We start from the raw sequence: 18,961 nt of genomic DNA on the forward strand, positions 1-18,961 counted from the left end.
CAAAAAAGTGAAAGCGCGAAAAGACCAGGCAGATTTGCCGGTGTTATTATGCTTGGCAATAATGATCAGTACACTCAATGTAAACAAAGCTCATATCAACCATTGTTTATCATAATTTTGCCCCTTTGCTTTTTTGCAGTTTTGCCTCAATACCCATTTCATCTTTTTGCACAAATTAAGTCTTTATTAACCCTAACAATCATCTGTTGGGGTTTATTTATGTCTTTCGGTCATCTTTAGAAGCATCTCATTGAGCGTTGTACGAAGGCTTTCCGGTTCTAACACGGTAGCATAATCTGCAAAAGTGATCAGCCAGCGCGGAAATCCGCCATCAATCCATTCTGTTTCAAAAGTAAGCTCTACCCCGTTATCGGTTTCCACCTCTTCAACGAGTCCGTAGTATTTTTTAGAGTTGACAAGATGGGACATTATCTTTTTGTCTACTAAAAGCTTAGCGGTGACTTTATTTCCGTTTGATTTTTTCCGGTAATCATTTACCTGTCCGTATTCCTGTAAAAATGGGTTCTGGGTTTTCATGATCTCCAGAATCCGGTCTACCCGAAACTGTCTGAAATCTTTTCTCAAAGTACAGAATGCCATGATGTACCAGAAATTAAATTCAAAGAATACCCCAACAGTCTCAATGGTTCTGCTGGTCACTGCAGCGTCTACGGTTTTATATTTTATCACCAATTGGGTCTTTTCTGCTATGCTTTCCAGAATAATGGGAATCACATTTTTGAGAGAATTCCCTGAATCGGTATGAAAGCTGAATACATCAATCTGTTTTTCTATATTCTGAATCAGATTTTTATCGGAATACCGCAATACTGACCTCACTTTTTCCATTGCAGCCTGATAATGATTCCCCAAACTCTGATGGGAAAATTTCTGCATCAGTTTTTCAGCAGTGATGAAACTCAATACTTCTTCTTTGGTAAACATGATCGGCGGAAGCTTATATCCTTCCATTAAAGAATATCCGTTCCCAGCTTCTCCTACAATGGGAATACCCGCATTTTCCAGGGTTTTTACGTCCCGGTAAATGGTTCTGATACTTACATCAAACTTTTCAGCCAGATCCTGTGCCCGCACAACAGGCTTTGACTGTAATTGGGTAAGAATGGCCGTTACCCGATCGAGTTTTTTAAGATAGTGATCGTTCATTATGATAACAAAGCTAAAATTCTTTTTTGAGGTATCCCATAAAATGTAAGCGCTTTTTTACTAATTTTATTTTTTTCAAACAGACTATTTCTTATGCCTCATTCCCAGTTTATCCAGACCATTGAGAAGATTTTAAAACCCGAAGAGGAAGTTATGAACGAACTTGTCTCAGGTTTAGAATCTAAGACGTATAGAAAAGGAGATTTTCTGTTAAAAGCTGATGAAACCTGCAGGTATTTCTATTTTATTGAAAAAGGGCTGGTAAAACTATTTTTTGACAATGGTGAAAAAGATGTTATCATGACCTTTTTTGCTGAAAATGCTTTTTTTGCAGAACTGAGTGGTTTTCTTACCGGACAGCCGTCAAAATACATGATCGTTGCTCTGGAACCTACAGAAGTTCTCCGGATACCCAGAGATGTGATCGAAGGATTATGCAAAAAATACCACACGGCTGAAACACTTTTCAGCAAACTGTATTCAAAAGCACCGGTCAATATGGTGGAAGGATCAGTGAAATGCTTGAAGACGATGGGAAAAAGCGATATTATAATTTCTTACGACAAAGACCTGACCTTATCCAGCGTATCAGCCTTGGAGATCTGGCAGATTATATCGGCATCACTCAGGTATCTTTAAGCAGAATCAGAGCTCAGAAATTTTAAGAGAAAGGATGCTGGAAGCTGGGAGAGAGAAGTTATTGAAGACTGAATATATATCATCTACCTAATAGTAACTTCCAGCATCCCGCTCCCATCCTCCAGCTTCAAAAATCTTTCTTCATATTATTTATCATTTGTAAAAAAAATCCAAAAAATTCAGTTCTACATTTGTCCCATCATTAATCAAAAAAAACAAATAGTATGTCACAAAGAATCAACGCATTTGCAATTGGCAACAAGGCTGTAAATGCACTTCACAACATGGGGTTTCAGGTACAGAACTCTTCACTGGACAATTCATTTCTGGAACTGATGTATTTCCGGGTTTCTCAAATGAACGGCTGTGCTTTTTGCTTGGATATGCATTCTAAAGAATTAAGGGCAAAAGGTGAAACCGAACAAAGAATATTTCTTGTAAGTGCCTGGAGAGAATGTTCGTTTTATACGGACAAAGAAAAGGCTGGATTATTATGGGCTGAGACTTTAACGGCTTTAAATGGGAAGGAAGTCAATGATGAAATTTATTCAAAGGTAAGTCATCACTTCTCTGAAACAGAAATAGTGGATCTAACCATGGCTGTCATTGCGATCAACAGCTATAATAGAATTAATATTGCTTTCGGAGCTAATGTTGGTGCTTACCAGGTTCCTGAAAAAGCCTAGTCAATGATGATGATGGAATTAAAAAACTCAGCGGACCGCTGAGTTTTTTAATTTAATTTTCTTTAAAAGTATTTACCAATTTATCAAGGTTTAAGCTTCGCGCTGATGCGTCAAAGATTTCACGGTAAGTCCCGTCCTTATTATAAAGTTCGTCATGAGTTCCGTTCTCAACCACCCTTCCCTTCTTCATCACATAGATGGTGTCCGAGTCCAGAATCTGGGATAGTGAGTGAGAAATAATAATAACCGTTCGTCCTTCTTTTATAGCGTCCAGAGAATTTTTGATCTGCTCCGTGGCAATAGCATCCAAACTGGCGGTAGGCTCATCCAGAAAGATAATCGGCGGATTTTTAAGAAACAGTCTTGCAATGGCAATTCTTTGCTGTTGCCCGCCGGAAAGCTGGGTGGCATCATGCTGGTACCGATCGGGAAGATCCATAATCTGATTATGCAGATAGGCCTTTTTTGCTGCTTCCTGAATTTCTTCAAAGCTCGCATTCATATCTCCGTAACGGATATTATCTTCAATACTCCCCTGAAAAATATGATTTTTCTGAAGGACCAATCCAAGATCACTTCTCAGAAATGTATTATCATATTCATTCAGATTTACCCCGTCCAGCAGAATTTCCCCGGAATCCGGAAGGTAAAACTTACATAAAAGGTTAATAACCGTTGATTTTCCAGCACCGCTCAATCCTACCAGAGCTGTCGTCTTTCCGTTTTCAATTTTCATAGAGACATTATGAAGAGCTTTTGTCCCGTTAGGATAGGTAAAATCAACATTTTTCAGTTCAAAAGTTCCCCTGATCTCTTTTTCTATAAAGCTACCATCCGGCTCGGCTTCGTTATCGGCATTGAGAATATCAAAATAGCCTTCAGCATAGATCATTGCATCATTCATATCATCATAAATCCTGTGCAATTGACGGATCGGTGCAGAAACATTATTAAAAAGCATAATATGAAGCATAATCGCTCCTATGGTCATTTGCTGATCAAGCACAAGATAAACCGTCAGAAGAATAATTAAAACCACTCCAAACTGTTCGAGAAAAGTTTTTAACCCATCATAAATAAAATTGGTCTTCCGGGTAAACATCTGACTTTCCATAAGCTGCATCTGCAGATCATACTGTTTTTTACCTTCAAATTTTTCACGGACAAAACTTTTGATCACCATAATGGAATTGATCAGGTTTAAAAGTCCGGAAGTTTTCTTTTCCCTTTGGTTTCTCAGCTGCCGGCGGACTCCGCTTAGTTTTTTTGCCTGAAGAGAGCTTATATAAAAATAGATGGGGACAATAATCGTTGATACGGCTCCCACATACACATTCTGCATGTACATAATGATGAGGGCAATAATGGCGTTGGAAAAAAGCGGAAGAATATCAATAAAAAAGTTTTGAACGAGTTTCGTAAGACTTTCAATCCCCCGGTCTATCCGGATCTGCAATTTTCCGGATTCGTGGTTTTCATCATTAAAATAAGCTACCCTGTAGGTTAAAATCTTATCAATAGCTGACTGTGCCAGAATAGAACTTACATTAATCCTGATCTTTTCACCGTAAAATTTCTGCCCGAAATTGATGAAAATATTCAGAAGCTCTTTTCCCAGTAAAATAACAGAGATCACAATTAGAATATGAATTCCCTCTGTCATCGGATGTGGAAGATGCGTAAGCTTGGTAACCTCATCTACTGTATATTTCAGAACAATGGGATTGACCTGTGCTGCAAGAGCGCCCAGAAAAGTAAGAAACAGTGTTCCGTAAATCATTGGCCGGTAGGGCTTGATAAATGGGACAAGCTGTTTATAGATTCCGAATAAAGTGACTGTTCTGTTAAAAGGTTTTGCCATAGAATTATTTAAACTGAAAAAACGCACCGATTTCCAGAGAAAAAGGTACGTTTTATTATTATTTTCAGCAAATTATTTGCTTCGGATTTTAGCCTTCATAGATATAGGTAGTCAGATAATGAAGCTCCTGCCGGCTGGCTTCTTTAGATTCTGCCTGGGCCTGTTCTAAAGAATACTGACTATTAATTTCTTTTTTCTGGAAAACAAATGCGTTATTGGCATTCTTGTCTACCACCTCATTAAAGATATGTTCAATTTCAGAATTCGCTAAGGAAGCAAAACTGATATCCTCAAAGCCGTACATCAGTCTCAAATCATCAAAGTGCTTAAAGTTTTCATTAACAAATCCCTGGAAATGGGCTCTGGAATCAAAGTTTCCTGCCCAGATATTGTAGGCATATTTTTTCTTTTTAGGTTTATCCAAAATACTCTGATACACAAAATTCTCTCCAAGATAGGCCTCTCTTACCTGTGGATCATTCGCGAGATCTTCCGGAAGCCCTTCCTTCAGGATTTTTCCTTCAAACATGATGTATGTTTTGTTGGTAATCGCTAACGTCTGCTGTACGTTGTGGTCCGTGATCAGGATCCCGATATTTTTATCGACTAAGCTTCTTACAATTTTCTGGATATCTTCCACAGCAATAGGGTCTACCCCTGCAAACGGCTCATCCAGCAGAATAAAATTGGGGCTTGTGGCAAGACAGCGGGCAATCTCTGTTCTACGTCTTTCGCCGCCGGAAAGAAGATCTCCTCTGTTTTTACGGACATGCTGTAAAGAAAATTCTTCGATCAACTCGTCGCATTTGATTTGCTGTTCACGTTTCGAAAGCTTGGTCAGCTGCAGTACTCCCATGATATTTTCTTCTACGGAAAGCTTTCTGAAAACCGAAGCTTCCTGCGCCAGGTAACCAATTCCTTTCTGAGCTCTGCGGTACATTGCATCTGTGGTGATCTCCTGTTTATCCAGGAAGATTTTCCCTGAAGTAGGCTTAACCAATCCTACGATCATATAAAACGACGTGGTTTTCCCGGCTCCATTCGGGCCTAGCAAACCAACAATTTCTCCCTGTTGAACCTGTACAGAAACGCCTTTTACAACTTTTTTAGGACCGTATTCTTTGATTAAGTTTTCTCCTCGTAAAATCATAGGGCAAATATATCAAAAATGCCAACAAGTTTATATACACCTTCCCATAGTTTATATACAGTTTAACGATAACCGGGCTAATTGTTAAATTTATGTCCCTGCATGCAGGTGTATTCCACTGTCTGCGGTTTATTTAATTCGTTGCAGCCAGCATATTTGTTGGATAAAATCCATTACATTATTATCCTGTAACGACTTACAAGATCTGCCGACCTATTATTAAATATTAAAACAGTAAAAATGGAAAATTACGGTTATACAAAGACATAAGGTCCACAGCCTCAACAAAACAATATTCCTTATCGTTCAGAAAAAAAGATTCCTGCTGCCATATTGGGTATTCTGGTAGGGTGGCTGGCTTTAAATAAATTTTATCTGGGCTATACTAAGGAGGGAATTATTCAAATTGTGCTTAATATTGTTACTTTCGGAGTAGCCTCGGTTATCCCTTTTATTGAAGGTATTCTGTATCTTTTTATGAGTGACAAGCAATTTGATGACACGTATGTCTACGGCAGAAAAGGCTGGTTATAAGATGAGGCGGTTTCTTACAGTAAACCAGAAATTTCTTTAGCCATCAAGAATAATGAAGATAATAAGAGAGATTAAAATCAAATGTTTTTTAATCTCTTTTTTTAATTACATTTCTCTTCATACCCTTAAGCTGATCCAGCTTAATGATTTAAAATTTTATTCCCTATTTTTATCAACCCAAATCAAGAATTAAATTATCATGGAAAATAACCAGGAACTAACGGATCTGCTGGCATTGGATCTGGGGATCAATATTGTCAACCGAAGGCCCTATGCCAAGGAGGTTTTTAAATGGCAGGATATGGATCTTCTTCCCCACTCTTCAGCAGACACATTATTATGTGAAATCTTCGAGTGGAACGGCAGAAACTGGCGGACCACCGAGAACAATCTTATTGGATATTTATTCTCCGACGGAGCACTGAATACTGTTAAAGAACAACTCATCAGTATTCCTAAACATCCTGCCTTAATCCCCGATTTTGAATTTACAAAAGACAGTATGATTGAATACGGGCTGTCACTACCTTCTTTATTCAATATAGGCATCAACGGAAATATCAAAAATGTCAAAAGCCTTTCAGTGAGGGTAAACAATGTTACAAAGTCCAGAATTACCAATATTGATTCTCCCGGAATTGAGATTTTGAAAAATTATTCTTTATTCACACAAACAAAATCTAAAACGTATAGAAAAAATATTAAGTTTAATTATTTGAGCACCTCATTATTCTACGCTGAAAGTGTCGAAATTTATTTGGAAAAAGAGTCAACGGTTGGCTTAGACATCAGCTTCCAGACTCAAAATGTAGAAGTGGACTCAAAAATAGATACGGATACTCAAAAGCATTTCGTTCTACAGTATTCCGGAAAGCAAGCTCCTTTTGCAGCAAAATTTACCAAAGGCAAAGATTTCAATATCATGTAACTTTTATATTTTGGTTAAACTAAATATTAAAATACTGATCACGAATAAATTAACGGAAAAAGAGTTGAAGAAAAATCAAAGGAGGTTGCTTTACCTATCCTGATAAAAATGGCAACTATTTTCGGGGATGGTATTTTAAATGATGACCGGGCAATCCGATAGATCCCAACAGGGCTATCTGTTCCGGATAACAAAAAACACCTCTATGTGAGGTGTTTTTTGTAGACTATTGTTACATTATTTATTTAAGATCATTGCCGCTTCTTTAGCAAAATAAGTAAAGATCATATCTGCACCGGCTCTTTTAAAGCAGGTAAGGTTTTCAATGATTGTTTTGTCATTATCCAGCCAGCCATTCTGAACGGCTGCCTTTACCATGGCATATTCTCCACTTACGTTATAAACTGCTATGGGAAGATCAATGGCCTCACGTACTTTCGAAACAATATCCAGATAAGGAAGGCCCGGTTTGATCATGATAACATCAGCCCCTTCTTCAATATCCTTATACACTTCATTTAGCGCTTCACGGGAATTATGAAAATCCATCTGGTATGTTTTTTTATCTTTCGGAATTTCCATATCATCTTTCGGAGCACTGTCCAAAGCACTTCTAAAAGGTCCATAGAAAGAGCTTGCATATTTTGCAGCATAGCTTACTATCCCTACATCTGTAAATCCACTTTCTTCCAGTGCCTCACGGATCACCAATACCCTGCCATCCATCATGTCACTTGGAGCCACTAAGTCGGCACCTGCTTCAGCATGGGACACAGACATTCTTGCCAGGGCATCATTGGTGGCATCATTTAAAATTTTTCCGTTTTCAATGATTCCGTCATGGCCATAGATTGAATAGGGATCCAATGCGACATCCGGCATTACCACCATACCCGGAACGGCATCCTTAATAGCTTTGATGGTATTCTGCATCAGTCCGTCTTTATTCCATGCCTCTTTTCCTGTATTGTCTTTCAGATGTTCTGACACTTTCATGTATAAATTGACAGCTTTTACGCCCAAAGAAAATAATTCCTTACATTCCTTCACCGTTAAATCGATACTCCGCCTGAAAATTCCCGGCATCGACGGAATCGCCTCCTGCTTGTTTTCGCCCTCCATTACGAAGATCGGCATTACAAAATCATCAGTGGTAAGCACATTTTCTTTTACCAGACTTCTGATAGATTCATTAACTCTAAGTCTTCTATTTCTTGAATGTATCATTTTGGAATACTTTTTGAATAAGTTTCTACAAATTTACTATAAGTTCTATAAAAAACTATTGTACAAGATTATAGAATTTGTTATATTTGTTATATATATTCGAGAAATTATAAATTGATGAAAAAACTTTTACTTTTAATCTTATTCGCAGGCACTTTTGTTGGGTTTTCCAATAATGTACAAGCTCAGCTAAAGGAGCCAAATTCCATCTCACAAAAATCGGATGATGGAGTAGTGATTGCCTATCCCAATCCTGCAAAGGATTACCTTATCATAAAGGCAAAAGATTCTTCTTTAAGAATCAAAAGTGTGACTTTTTATTCAATTTTGGGTATGCAGGTTGCGAATTATGCGGTCAATATGAATTCCGGGGAAATCAATATTGAAAAATTGAAGCCGGGAAAATATCTGATCCGCTATATCTTAAGTGATAATACGCAAAAGGTTACTCAAATCGTAAAACAATAAATTAGAATCCTGATAATCATCAGGATTTTTTCTTTTACATTAATTCTGTGTAATATTTCCGTAACTTTCAGAACTTTTTTATACTAATTGTAAAAGAACAATTTAATGTTAAAAGCTGAACATATTAAAAAGACCTATAATGCCGGAAAAAAGGTCGCATTGGATGATTTTAGCATCCATGTTCCAAAAGGCAGTATTTATGGGCTTTTAGGCCCCAACGGAGCCGGAAAGACTTCTTTTATCCGCATTATCAATCAGATTACTCAGGCTGACTCAGGAGACATCTTCATCAATGGAGACAAACTGAATCCGGACCATATCAGAAATATCGGCTATATGCCCGAAGAAAGAGGCTTATACAAAAATATGAGCGTGGGTGATCAGATCCTTTACTTTGCCGAGCTCAAGGGAATGAGTAAGAACGACGCCCTGAATGAAGCCAAAATGTGGTTTGAAAAGCTAAATATTGATCAATGGTGGAAGAAAAAGCTTTCCGAGCTGTCCAAAGGTATGGCACAAAAGATACAGTTTGTGGTAACCGTTTTGCACAGGCCCCATCTTTTGATTCTCGATGAACCGTTCTCCGGTTTTGATCCTGTCAATGCCAATTTAATAAAAGATCAGATCATTGACCTTAAAAATAACGGAACCACCATTATTCTTTCTACCCACCGAATGGAAAGTGTAGAGGAAATGTGCGATTATGTAGCGTTGATCAACAATTCCAAGAAGATTATTGATGGCCGGGTTTTCGATGTAAGAGAAAAGTTTAAGAAAAATATTTTTGGGGTTACCCTTTCAGAGGTCAACAATGATCAATTTGAAAATTTTAAAAATAAATACGAAATTTTCAATTTTACCAATGCTAACCAACTTATTTCTTTCGATCTTAAAAACGAAACCGGTCAAAATAATATTCTTCTTGACCTTATCCATGTAGGCCAGGTACGATCATTCGACGAAAGGATTCCTAGTATGAATGAAGTGTTTATTAATGCCGTAAGTAATCATTCTTAATTTATGAATAATATTTTTTTAATTACAAAGAGGGAATTTCTTACCCAGGTTAAGAAAAAATCTTTCATTATACTGACCTTATTAGCTCCTATACTTATTATTGCTTTTGGCGCTGTGATAGGACTCATGTTTAAGGCGAATGAATCTCACAGTATCATAGAAGTGGTGGATAAAAGCGGATTATTTAAAGATCAGCTTACCTCTAATGATAAACTGAACTATGAATTTATTTCTGCAGCAGATGAAAAATCAAAAATCAATCATCTAAAAGGCAATGAATCTTTAGACGGCATTTTGATCTTACCCGAATTACGGAATCAGAATTTTGATGCGCTGGAAAAAGAGACCCGGCTGGTCATCAACAGTAAAATAGGCCTTGATACCAAACAAAAGATCGTTTCTGATATTTCCAATGTCATCAAAAAAGAAAAGATCAAGCAATTAGGGATTCAGGAAGCCCAGCTAAATGATCTCGATAAAAGTTTCGTCTTGAAAACCATTAATGTTTCTGATGACAACAAGGAAGATTCTGATCTTGCTTTTGGAGTAAAAACAGGCTTAAGCATGATTTTAATGTATGTTACCTTTATGTTTATCATTATTTACGGGGTAAGGGTCATGCGAAGCGTTCTGGAAGAAAAGAACAACCGTGTGGTGGAAATCATTATTTCTTCTGTAAAGCCATTTGAGCTGATGATGGGGAAAATCCTTGGTGTAACATTGGTGGCACTGACCCAGTTTATTATCTGGATCACCATGTCTGTGATTGGGGCTGTGGTTCTTAACACCGGTTTTTCTTCAATACAAAGGAATATTCCCAGAGGCAATGAGGAAGTGATGAATAAACTTGATGTGACGCAGCTCGCCACCCAGATATCCCACAGCTTACTGGAAATGAATTTCCCATTGATCATCTTTGTGTTCATCGTATTTTTTCTTTTAGGATATATTTTCTACAGCTCTATTTACGCAGCGATCGGTTCTGCTGTAGATAATGAAACAGAGACTCAGCAGTTTACTTTATTTGCTATTCTACCACTGATGTTGGGAATGTATGGTAGCTTCTCGCTGATGAATAATCCTGACGGCCCGCTAGGTTTTTGGCTGTCAATTATTCCATTTACCTCCCCGGTTGCCATGATTGCAAGAATACCGTTTGGAGTTCCGGCATGGCAGATTGCATTATCCATTGTCCTTTTATTGGGAACCACCATTTTCATGATATTCCTGGCCGGAAAAATTTATCGTGTAGGTATTTTAATGTATGGAAACAAAGCCACCCTAAAAGAGCTTTGGAAATGGATCAGAGGATAGAAGCCAATCTTTCAGTATGCTTAATTTTTAAAATATATTGCAATAAAAATCCCGGAAATAACTTCCGGGATTTTTTATATTCTGATAAATATCTTTTATTTGAATATGTAGCTTAAGGTAAGTGCTATTACCTGTTCAGACTTTTTCTTATCAGTACCTCCTTTTTCTTTGGCAAGGCCGGGATAAGTATCTGAAAATCCAATGTCATATTTAACAGCTAATTCCAGTTGTCTTTTATAGCTGTATCCTACTCCTAATCCTAACCCCCAGTTAAAGCTTTTTGCTTTACCGCTTAATGACGGTCTTGCCGGATCGATAACGTCCGGATCATAATAAGGTCTGTCTAAAGGAGCATTTTTAACATTTTGACTTAACAAAAAGTTGAATCTAGGACCTGCCATTCCAAAGAATTCCGATGCAGATTCTGAGAAGTATCCTTTAAAATAGAGAGGCACACTTAAATAGTTATTCGCATATACTGCATCATAACCGTCTTTTCCTTTGGCGTCCTTATCTTTTCCGGTTTCTCCTGCACCGTAATACAGTACTTCAGGCTGGATAAAGAACTGGTTTGCCTTTCCTACGGGAATTAAAGCCAAAGCTCCACCTTGAGCGGTGTATCTAGGGCCGGAAGGATTGTGGGCATTCGCTACTCTGGAATAGTTTAATCCTGCAGTAAGACCAAATCTTGTGTTCTTCCATTGAACTTGCGCAAAGGATAAAACAGAAAAAGTCAGAGCTGAGGTTAATAAAAGTTTTTTCATATATTGAGTTTAAGATTATCCTAGGATTTTTGCAACGGTAGCACCGATATCAGCAGGAGAATCAACAACGTTGATCCCATTTTCTCTCATGATCTCCATTTTTGCCTGTGCTGTATCTTCCGCACCTCCTACAATAGCACCAGCGTGTCCCATTGTTCTTCCTTTTGGAGCAGTCTGTCCTGCGATAAATCCTACAACCGGTTTTGTAGATCCGCTTGCCTTGTACCATCTTGCAGCTTCAGCTTCTAATCCACCACCAATTTCTCCGATCATAACAACAGCTTCAGTTTCAGGATCATTGATAAATAATTCCAAAGCTTCTCTTGTAGTGGTCCCGATGATTGGGTCACCACCGATACCGATTGCCGTAGAAATTCCGTATCCTGCTCTTACCACCTGATCAGCTGCTTCATACGTAAGAGTACCTGATTTTGAAACGATACCTACTTTACCTTTTTTGAAAACGAATCCAGGCATAATACCAATTTTAGCTTCTTCAGAAGTAATGATTCCAGGGCAGTTTGGTCCGATTAATCTGCAGTCTCTGTCAGCGATATAAGATTTTACTTTTACCATATCAGCTACAGGAATACCTTCAGTAATACATACAATTACTTTGATCCCTGCTTCAGCAGCTTCCATGATAGCATCTGCTGCAAATGCCGGTGGTACGAAAATGATACTTACATTAGCTCCTGCTTTTTCAACAGCGTCAGCTACTGTATTAAATACCGGCTTCCCTAAGTGCTCGCTGCCTCCTTTTCCTGGAGTAACACCACCTACTACATTGGTTCCGTATTCAATCATCTGACCTGCATGGAAAGTACCTTCGTTCCCTGTAAATCCTTGTACAATTACTTTAGAATCTTTGTTTACTAAAATTGACATTTTATTGTTGTTTTAATTTATTTATTATTTTATTAATGATCACAAATTTACTTAAATTTCTTTGATTTTGGATAAAACCTTTGGAATTGTTTATTTGAGATTTCTCAGCTTTACTTCTTTTTTCAGATAAGTCTTGAAATCTTCTGCAAACATCCCAATATAGGTTCCTTTTTCCAGATCTCTGTTCACTCCTGTTTTTCCCAAAATTACAGATCCTGCCTCAATTTTATTGCCGGAAGCAATTCCTACCTGCCCCCATAATGTCACCTCATCTCCGATGATACAGCATCCTGCAATTCCCACCTGAGAAGCAATCAGACATTTTTTCCCGATCATGGTATCATGTCCGATCTGAATCTGGTTATCCAAAACAGAACCTTCTCCAATAATAGTGGAATCTGTCACCCCTCTGTCAATGGTACAGTTATTTCCGATCTCCACATTGTTTTCTATAACAACGTTTCCTACAGAAATCAAGCGGTCAAAGTTTCCGTTCAGTTTTCTGTAATAGAAAGCATCACCACCAAGCACCGTTCCAGACTGGATGATGACATTATCTCCTATTTCAGTCCTGTCACCAATAACAACATGAGGGAATATAAGACAATTTTTTCCGATTTTCACATTGTTTCCAATCACTGCTGAAGGGTGGATTCTTGTTCCTTCCCCAATTTCTGCATCATGGAGTTCCTCTGTGAAATTAGATATTCTTGTAAAATGAGTATTGATTTTATTAAAATCTCTGAAAGGATCATCAGAAATAAGAAGCGCTTTACCTTCCGGACAGTCTACTTCTTTATCAATCAGAATAATGGTCGCCGGTGAGTTTAATGCTTTGTCGTAATATTTAGGATGGTTGACAAAAACAATTTCTCCCGGTTTCACCATATGGATTTCATTGGAACCTAAGACTTCGAAGTCTTCCGGGCCAACAAATTTTGAGCCAATTAAATCAGCAATTGTTTTAAGCTTTTGCGGAGAATGGAATCTCATAACAATAGATTTTCTTATAAAACAAAATTCGGACTGCTAGTGCAAACCGAATTTATGTACATTTTATTTATTCTTTCACTCTTTCCAAGTAGCTGCCGTCTTCAGTGCTTACTTTAATTCTGTCTCCCGGTTCAATAAACAAAGGAACCATCACTCTTGCTCCAGTTTCAACGATTGCGTTTTTAAGAGCATTGGTTGCCGTATTTCCTTTTACTCCCGGATCAGCTTCGATAACATCCAAATATACTGATTGTGGAAGTTCAGCAGAAAGCGGTGTTTCGTCAGCTTCTTTCAAAATAATCGTTACTTCTTCACCAGCTTTCATAAACTGAGAATTCTCGATCATTTCTTTGTTGATATATAATTGAGAGAAATCGTCATTATTCATGAAGTGGAATCCGTTCTCATCATCATAAAGATACTGGAACTTTCTGGTGATCACTTTTACCTCTTCAATTTTGTGTCCTGCAGAGAAAGTATTATCAATTACTTTACCGTTGGTTACTGACTTTAGTTTTGTTCTTACGAAAGCCGGACCTTTTCCAGGTTTCACGTGAAGAAACTCAATTACTTTATAAATATCATTGCTGTACTCAATGCAAAGCCCTTTTCTGATATCGTTACTTGTTGCCATTAATTTATATTATCTTTTTACTTAATTTTTTATTGGGCCATCAGCAAATAAGAGCATGTACAAATTTGCTTTTAGCATTGCTTAGTTGCTGTCTTTGCTTGTTCCGTAGCCTTTTACAATACCTCTCGGCGAGTTTTGGATAAACTGCAGGATTTCATCTCTTTCAGCTGTAGGAAGCATTTCTTTTTCGATATAGGCCAAAGCCTGAGAAACATTCATCTTCATTTGGAAAATAGCTCTGTAGATTTTTTGAATTTCAAAGATCTTTTCATTAGAAAACCCTCTTCTTCTCAACCCAACAGAGTTGATCCCGGCATAAGAAATAGGATCTCTGGCTACTTTTACATAAGGAGGGATATCTTTTCTGATCAAAGATCCACCCGAAATCATCGTATGCTTTCCGATCTTACCGAACTGCTGAACTGCGGATAATCCTCCCATTACGGTAAAGTCTCCGATTTCAACATGTCCCGCAATACCGCAACCGTTGGCAATAATCACATTATCTCCTATGATACAGTCATGAGCGACATGAGAAGTCGCCATAATCAGGCAGTTGCTGCCTACTTTTGTAAATCCGAGTGCTTTCGTTCCCCTGTTTACAGTAACACATTCTCTTAACGTGGTATTGTCTCCGATAATTGTCTGTGTATCTTCTCCATCGAACTTCAAGTCCTGAGGGATTGCAGAAATTACAGTCCCGGGAAAGATCTTACAATCTTTTCCGATTCTTGCTCCTTCCATAATCGTAACGTTAGAACCAATCCACGTTCCTTCTCCAATTTCCACATCCCCTGCAATTGTAGTAAAAGGTTCTACAATTACATTTTTGCTGATTTTCGCACGTTTATCTACGGCTGCTAATTGATGAATCATTTAATCAACTTTATTTTTTGCAACTTGAGCCATAAGCTCTGCTTCTACTGCCACTGTATCTCCTACATATCCATATCCCTGCATGTGGACGATCCCTCTTCTGATAGGCTCTATCAATTCAATTTTGAAAATAATAGTATCTCCCGGAACTACTTTTCTCTTGAACTTTACTTTATCTATTTTAATAAAGTAAGTAGAATAATTTTCAGGATCCGGAACACTTGCCAATACCAAAATACCTCCGGTCTGTGCTAAAGCTTCTACCTGAAGTACACCCGGCATCACAGGCTCTTTAGGGAAATGTCCAACGAAGAAAGGTTCATTCATGGTTACATTTTTCAACCCTACCACATGAGAATCTGAAAGCTCAAGAACTTTGTCAATCAATAAGAATGGAGGTCTGTGAGGCATAAGCTTCATAATTCCATTGATATCGAACACGGGTTCTTTAGTCAGATCAAAATCCGGAACATTTTTCTTTTTCTGTAATTTCCACTGACGGTTCAGTTTTTTTGCAAACTGAGTATTTACATAATGTCCTGGTTTGTTGGCGATGACCTTTCCTTTTATTTTTACTCCTGCTAACGCCAAGTCACCAATTACATCAAGTAATTTATGTCTTGCCGCTTCGTTAGGATAGTTAAGGTTAAGATTATCAAGAATACCGTTGGGTCTGATTGACACATTGTCTTTACCAAAGGCTTTTTTTAGTTTTTCTGTAGTTTCCGGAGTAAGATCTTTATCTACATATACAATAGCATTGGAAATATCTCCTCCTTTGATCAATCCGTGGTCTAAGAGCATTTCAAGCTCATGTAAAAAACTGAATGTTCTGGCTGAAGAGATTTCGTCTTTAAACTCAGAAATATTTTTAAGAGTAGCATTTTGGGTTCCTAGTACTTTAGTACCAAAATCTACCATTGTTGTTACTTCGTAGGTATCTGAAGGAATGATTGTGATTTCCGAACCGGTAGCCGGGTCACTGTAAGTAAGAACTTCTTTTACCACCAGATATTCTCTGGCAATATTTTGTTCTGCTACCCCAACGCTTTCGATAGCTTCCACAAAATACTTTGAAGATCCATCCAAAATCGGAGGTTCAGAAGCGTCCATTTCCAGAATTGCGTTATCAATATCACACCCTACTAAGGCTGCTAAAAGGTGTTCGCATGTGGTAATTTTTACCCCTAATTTTTCTAACGTCGTTCCTCTTTCGGTTGCTACAACATAATTTACATCTGCTTCTACCTGAGGGTGCCCCTCTAAGTCTGTTCTTACGAATACGAAACCTGTGTTCTCTTTAGCAGGTTTAATGGTAAGTTTTACTTCTTTACCTGTGTGAAGACCAATTCCAGAAAGAGTAACCTCTTCCTGAAGTGTTTTTTGCATATCACTCATTAGTATTATCTTTTGAGTTATTCTCAAGATTATTTATTCTGCTTACTATTTCAGTGAAATTTCTGAAATGAACATAATTCCTCAAATAGTCATTATAGCTTATTGCCGGTGAACCGTACAATGTTTCTTTATCATTAACGCTGGAATTCACACCGCTCTGGGCCTGAATTTTCACCTGGTTTCCGATTTTAATGTGCCCCACGATTCCTACCTGGCCACCAATCTGGTTCCAGTCACCGATTGTGGTAGAACCTGCAATTCCAGCCTGTGCTGCAATCACATTGTTCTGGCCAATTTTCACATTGTGGGCAATCTGAATCAGATTATCAATTTTGGTTCCTTTTCCAATGATTGTAGAGCCAATTGTAGCTCTGTCGATACTACAGTTTGAACCGATTTCAACATCATCTTCGATAATTACGTTTCCTAACTGAGGAATCTTCTTGAATCCTTCAGCTGTAGGCTGGAAGCCAAAACCATCCCCTCCTACTACCGTATTGGAGTGAATGACACAGTTATCCCCGATAATGCAATAGTCGTAAATCCTGGCACCACTGTCAATTTTACAGTTTTTGCCAATCTTCACGCCTTTTCCGATATATACATGTGGATAGATTTGTGACCCTTCGCCGATTTTTGCTTTCTCTGAAACATAAGTAAATGCTCCAATATAAACTTTATCTCCTATCACAGCGGTATCATGAATGGAAGATCCATTCTCAATTCCTTCTTTTCTCCCTCTCATTTCCTGATATAAATTCATCAGAATCTGAAAAGATAGATAGGCATCTTTTACTACAATTAAGGTTGGGCTGTAATTATCTTTGACTAAAAGTTGTTCCGAAACGATGATAACAGAGCATTTGGAAGTATCCAAAAAATGAGAAAATCGATCTTGTGCTATAAAAGAAAGATGTCCTGATTCCCCATTTTCAATTGGTGAAACCCCAGTAATAAGTGCATTCTCGTCACCTATTATTTTTCCGTCAATAAAACTTGCAATTTGCGAAGCTGTAAATTCCATATTCTGCAAAGATAAGAAATTCTATAATTTGCAAACATTTTTTAGTTTCAGATCGTAAATTTTAATATTCCTTTAAGAGTCTAGCATGGAAATATCCCTGGGAAACATGAGGATATGCCTTGTGGTTTTATTGATCATCAACCCCGATAAAAGCTGGTATTCCGACTCATGAAGCCTCGTTCTTTGACCATCTTTCTGCAATAGATAGATCGGCTGTTTCTCCGTAACATAGGGAACAAGTTTTCTTTTAATTTCGTGAACCAATTCTTTTCCGTTATCAATTCCGAAAAATTCATTGGTAATTTTTATTTTTTCTTCAACAATCTGCTGGTCAAATGGATGTGAAGAAATGATTGTTTTGGGTAGGTTTCTCTGAATCACGCATTGGCACCAATAAGATAAAATAAAATCATCAGAATTCTGCCATTCTTTCATGGCCTGGATTACATCATTGTCATCAAGCTGGGTAAATCTTTCTATATCTTCATCCGTTGCAGCACTCTTTTCGCGGTATAAAAAATACTTCAGATTATCTGTTGCAGGAAGCTCAATTCCCTGAGAAATCAAATATTTTGCTCTTTCCAGGATTTTAACCAAAAGAAACTCGGCCAAAGCAGAAGTCTTATGATAATACACCTGCCAATACATAAACATCCGGGCCGTCAAAAAGTTTTCAATAGAATAAATTCCTTTAGCATCAATAACCAGCTCTCCTTCTTCACAGACATTCATCATCGAGATAATTCTCTGGGTATTAATATTTCCCTCCGATACCCCTGTAAAAAAGCTGTCTCTTTTCAGATAGTCCAATCTGTCAACATCCAGCTGAGATGAAATCAACTGATTAAAAAACTTCCTGTGGTATTTTCCCTGAAACATTTCAATAGCGACGGATAGCAGCCCGTCAAATTCATCATTCAATTTATTCATCAGCAACAGCGAAAGGTTTTCGTGGTGCCAGTCATCCATCAGCATGCTTTCCAGGGCGTGGGAAAACGGACCATGACCCATATCATGCATTAAAATAGCCAGCATTGCTCCTTTTTCTTCTTCTTCAGAAATCTTAATCCCTTTTTGTTTCAGCGTTTCCAATGCGGTAAACATCAGGTGCATCGCTCCCAGAGCATGATGAAATCTTGTGTGGGTAGCTCCCGGAAAAATAAGATTCAACAGACCGGTCTGCCCAATTCTTCTCAATCTTTGAAAATAGGGGTGTTCAATGATATCAAATAAAATTTCGTGTGGAATTTTGATAAATCCGTGAACAGGATCGTTGATGATTTTTAGCTTGTTCTGCATTGAAACGTCGAAATTAGTAAACAAAGTTAGGGATTTTAAATTTTAGCCCTGATTAATTTACCATTAAAATATTTAACCTAAATACATCAATATA

Annotated in this window: 18 protein-coding genes and 1 pseudogene; 7 read left to right on the forward strand and 12 right to left on the reverse strand. The window is 37.8% G+C overall.

Annotation, left to right across the window (positions count from 1 at the left end; translation table 11 throughout):
- Nucleotides 1-213: 213 nt before the first annotated feature.
- Nucleotides 214-1,167: a YafY family protein gene (locus MUW56_RS04865; RefSeq protein WP_292012133.1), complete on the reverse strand. Its 954-nt coding sequence runs from the start codon at nucleotides 1,165-1,167 to the stop codon at nucleotides 214-216.
- Between the two features lie 93 nt (nucleotides 1,168-1,260).
- Here MUW56_RS04865 and MUW56_RS04870 point away from each other — a divergent pair, with 93 nt between their 5' ends.
- Both MUW56_RS04870 and MUW56_RS04875 read left to right on the forward strand, forming a co-directional pair.
- Nucleotides 1,261-1,806 (forward strand): Crp/Fnr family transcriptional regulator, encoded by a 546-nt coding sequence (locus tag MUW56_RS04870; RefSeq protein ID WP_292012134.1) that lies wholly within the window; start codon nucleotides 1,261-1,263, stop codon nucleotides 1,804-1,806.
- Between the two features lie 224 nt (nucleotides 1,807-2,030).
- Nucleotides 2,031-2,492: a carboxymuconolactone decarboxylase family protein gene (locus tag MUW56_RS04875; RefSeq protein WP_292012135.1), complete on the forward strand. Its 462-nt coding sequence runs from the start codon at nucleotides 2,031-2,033 to the stop codon at nucleotides 2,490-2,492.
- A 52-nt stretch (nucleotides 2,493-2,544) separates the two neighbouring features.
- On the opposite strand, the gene MUW56_RS04880 is transcribed toward MUW56_RS04875, so the two are convergent.
- Together MUW56_RS04880 and lptB are read right to left on the reverse strand one after the other, a co-directional pair.
- A complete protein-coding gene (locus tag MUW56_RS04880) occupies nucleotides 2,545-4,353 on the reverse strand; it encodes an ABC transporter ATP-binding protein (RefSeq protein WP_367118497.1) in 1,809 nt (602 codons plus the stop codon).
- A gap of 424 nt (nucleotides 4,354-4,777) precedes the next feature.
- Nucleotides 4,778-5,503, reverse strand: a pseudogene (gene lptB / locus MUW56_RS04885) (LPS export ABC transporter ATP-binding protein); the annotation flags it as partial.
- Nucleotides 5,504-5,821: 318 nt separating this feature from the next.
- Between lptB and MUW56_RS04890 the strand changes: the two are divergent.
- Entirely contained in the window at nucleotides 5,822-6,037 is a 216-nt protein-coding gene (locus MUW56_RS04890; protein WP_367118558.1) for a TM2 domain-containing protein, read from the forward strand.
- Nucleotides 6,038-6,236: 199 nt separating this feature from the next.
- Nucleotides 6,237-6,965: a hypothetical protein gene (locus MUW56_RS04895; RefSeq protein WP_292012137.1), complete on the forward strand. Its 729-nt coding sequence runs from the start codon at nucleotides 6,237-6,239 to the stop codon at nucleotides 6,963-6,965.
- Between the two features lie 237 nt (nucleotides 6,966-7,202).
- Here MUW56_RS04895 and hemB read toward each other — a convergent pair whose 3' ends face one another.
- A complete protein-coding gene (gene hemB, locus MUW56_RS04900) occupies nucleotides 7,203-8,192 on the reverse strand; it encodes a porphobilinogen synthase (protein ID WP_292012138.1) in 990 nt (329 codons plus the stop codon).
- A gap of 117 nt (nucleotides 8,193-8,309) precedes the next feature.
- Between hemB and MUW56_RS04905 the strand changes: the two genes are divergently transcribed.
- The 3 genes from MUW56_RS04905 (at nucleotide 8,310) to MUW56_RS04915 (ending at nucleotide 10,991) form a co-directional block, all read left to right on the forward strand.
- Nucleotides 8,310-8,660 (forward strand): T9SS type A sorting domain-containing protein, encoded by a 351-nt coding sequence (locus tag MUW56_RS04905; protein ID WP_292012139.1) that lies wholly within the window; start codon nucleotides 8,310-8,312, stop codon nucleotides 8,658-8,660.
- Nucleotides 8,661-8,765: 105 nt separating this feature from the next.
- A complete protein-coding gene (locus MUW56_RS04910; RefSeq protein WP_292012140.1) occupies nucleotides 8,766-9,677 on the forward strand; it encodes an ABC transporter ATP-binding protein in 912 nt (303 codons plus the stop codon).
- A gap of 3 nt (nucleotides 9,678-9,680) precedes the next feature.
- Nucleotides 9,681-10,991 (forward strand): ABC transporter permease, encoded by a 1,311-nt coding sequence (locus tag MUW56_RS04915; protein ID WP_292012141.1) that lies wholly within the window; start codon nucleotides 9,681-9,683, stop codon nucleotides 10,989-10,991.
- 95 nt (nucleotides 10,992-11,086) lie between these two features.
- Here MUW56_RS04915 and MUW56_RS04920 read toward each other — a convergent pair whose 3' ends face one another.
- The 8 genes from MUW56_RS04920 to MUW56_RS04955 form a co-directional block, all read right to left on the reverse strand.
- Complete coding sequence (locus MUW56_RS04920) at nucleotides 11,087-11,755, reverse strand: porin family protein (protein ID WP_292012142.1); 669 nt, start codon at nucleotides 11,753-11,755, stop codon at nucleotides 11,087-11,089.
- A 15-nt stretch (nucleotides 11,756-11,770) separates the two neighbouring features.
- Nucleotides 11,771-12,643: a succinate--CoA ligase subunit alpha gene (gene sucD, locus MUW56_RS04925; protein WP_002977143.1), complete on the reverse strand. Its 873-nt coding sequence runs from the start codon at nucleotides 12,641-12,643 to the stop codon at nucleotides 11,771-11,773.
- A 90-nt stretch (nucleotides 12,644-12,733) separates the two neighbouring features.
- The gene (locus tag MUW56_RS04930) at nucleotides 12,734-13,636 is read right to left on the reverse strand and encodes a UDP-3-O-(3-hydroxymyristoyl)glucosamine N-acyltransferase (protein ID WP_292012143.1); all 903 of its coding nucleotides are present in this window, start codon (nucleotides 13,634-13,636) and stop codon (nucleotides 12,734-12,736) included.
- 67 nt (nucleotides 13,637-13,703) lie between these two features.
- Nucleotides 13,704-14,270, reverse strand: coding sequence for an elongation factor P (gene efp / locus MUW56_RS04935; protein WP_292012144.1), 567 nt, complete (start codon nucleotides 14,268-14,270; stop codon nucleotides 13,704-13,706).
- An 81-nt stretch (nucleotides 14,271-14,351) separates the two neighbouring features.
- The gene (lpxA, locus tag MUW56_RS04940; RefSeq protein ID WP_292012145.1) at nucleotides 14,352-15,146 is read right to left on the reverse strand and encodes an acyl-ACP--UDP-N-acetylglucosamine O-acyltransferase; all 795 of its coding nucleotides are present in this window, start codon (nucleotides 15,144-15,146) and stop codon (nucleotides 14,352-14,354) included.
- Nucleotides 15,147-16,544 carry a bifunctional UDP-3-O-[3-hydroxymyristoyl] N-acetylglucosamine deacetylase/3-hydroxyacyl-ACP dehydratase gene (locus tag MUW56_RS04945; protein WP_292012146.1) on the reverse strand — a complete coding sequence of 466 codons (1,398 nt, stop codon included), beginning with the start codon at nucleotides 16,542-16,544 and terminating at the stop codon, nucleotides 15,147-15,149. It lies immediately after the preceding gene.
- The gene (gene lpxD, locus MUW56_RS04950; RefSeq protein WP_292012147.1) at nucleotides 16,537-17,568 is read right to left on the reverse strand and encodes a UDP-3-O-(3-hydroxymyristoyl)glucosamine N-acyltransferase; all 1,032 of its coding nucleotides are present in this window, start codon (nucleotides 17,566-17,568) and stop codon (nucleotides 16,537-16,539) included. Before lpxD ends, MUW56_RS04945 begins: the two co-directional genes overlap by 8 nt.
- Nucleotides 17,569-17,640: 72 nt before the next feature.
- On the reverse strand, nucleotides 17,641-18,867 hold the full coding sequence (locus MUW56_RS04955) for an HD domain-containing protein (protein WP_292012148.1): 1,227 nt from the start codon (nucleotides 18,865-18,867) through the stop codon (nucleotides 17,641-17,643).
- Nucleotides 18,868-18,961: the final 94 nt, after the last annotated feature.

This window comes from Chryseobacterium sp., from assembly GCF_022869225.1.
Taxonomy (GTDB): Bacteria; Bacteroidota; Bacteroidia; order Flavobacteriales; family Weeksellaceae; genus Chryseobacterium.

What these genes read in the sequence shown, in the direction of transcription:
- MUW56_RS04910 (WP_292012140.1), top strand. Translation starts at nt 8,766, where the DNA reads ATGTTAAAAGCTGAACATATTAAAAAGACCTATAATGCCGGAAAAAAG.
- MUW56_RS04920 (WP_292012142.1), bottom strand. Translation starts at nt 11,755, where the DNA reads ATGAAAAAACTTTTATTAACCTCAGCTCTGACTTTTTCTGTTTTATCC.
- efp (WP_292012144.1), bottom strand. Translation starts at nt 14,270, where the DNA reads ATGGCAACAAGTAACGATATCAGAAAAGGGCTTTGCATTGAGTACAGC.
- MUW56_RS04895 (WP_292012137.1), top strand. Translation starts at nt 6,237, where the DNA reads ATGGAAAATAACCAGGAACTAACGGATCTGCTGGCATTGGATCTGGGG.
- lpxA (WP_292012145.1), bottom strand. Translation starts at nt 15,146, where the DNA reads ATGATTCATCAATTAGCAGCCGTAGATAAACGTGCGAAAATCAGCAAA.
- MUW56_RS04955 (WP_292012148.1), bottom strand. Translation starts at nt 18,867, where the DNA reads ATGCAGAACAAGCTAAAAATCATCAACGATCCTGTTCACGGATTTATC.
- MUW56_RS04945 (WP_292012146.1), bottom strand. Translation starts at nt 16,544, where the DNA reads ATGAGTGATATGCAAAAAACACTTCAGGAAGAGGTTACTCTTTCTGGA.
- MUW56_RS04880 (WP_367118497.1), bottom strand. Translation starts at nt 4,353, where the DNA reads ATGGCAAAACCTTTTAACAGAACAGTCACTTTATTCGGAATCTATAAA.
- sucD (WP_002977143.1), bottom strand. Translation starts at nt 12,643, where the DNA reads ATGTCAATTTTAGTAAACAAAGATTCTAAAGTAATTGTACAAGGATTT.
- lpxD (WP_292012147.1), bottom strand. Translation starts at nt 17,568, where the DNA reads ATGGAATTTACAGCTTCGCAAATTGCAAGTTTTATTGACGGAAAAATA.
- MUW56_RS04930 (WP_292012143.1), bottom strand. Translation starts at nt 13,636, where the DNA reads ATGAGATTCCATTCTCCGCAAAAGCTTAAAACAATTGCTGATTTAATT.
- MUW56_RS04905 (WP_292012139.1), top strand. Translation starts at nt 8,310, where the DNA reads ATGAAAAAACTTTTACTTTTAATCTTATTCGCAGGCACTTTTGTTGGG.
- MUW56_RS04915 (WP_292012141.1), top strand. Translation starts at nt 9,681, where the DNA reads ATGAATAATATTTTTTTAATTACAAAGAGGGAATTTCTTACCCAGGTT.
- MUW56_RS04870 (WP_292012134.1), top strand. Translation starts at nt 1,261, where the DNA reads ATGCCTCATTCCCAGTTTATCCAGACCATTGAGAAGATTTTAAAACCC.
- MUW56_RS04875 (WP_292012135.1), top strand. Translation starts at nt 2,031, where the DNA reads ATGTCACAAAGAATCAACGCATTTGCAATTGGCAACAAGGCTGTAAAT.
- MUW56_RS04865 (WP_292012133.1), bottom strand. Translation starts at nt 1,167, where the DNA reads ATGAACGATCACTATCTTAAAAAACTCGATCGGGTAACGGCCATTCTT.
- hemB (WP_292012138.1), bottom strand. Translation starts at nt 8,192, where the DNA reads ATGATACATTCAAGAAATAGAAGACTTAGAGTTAATGAATCTATCAGA.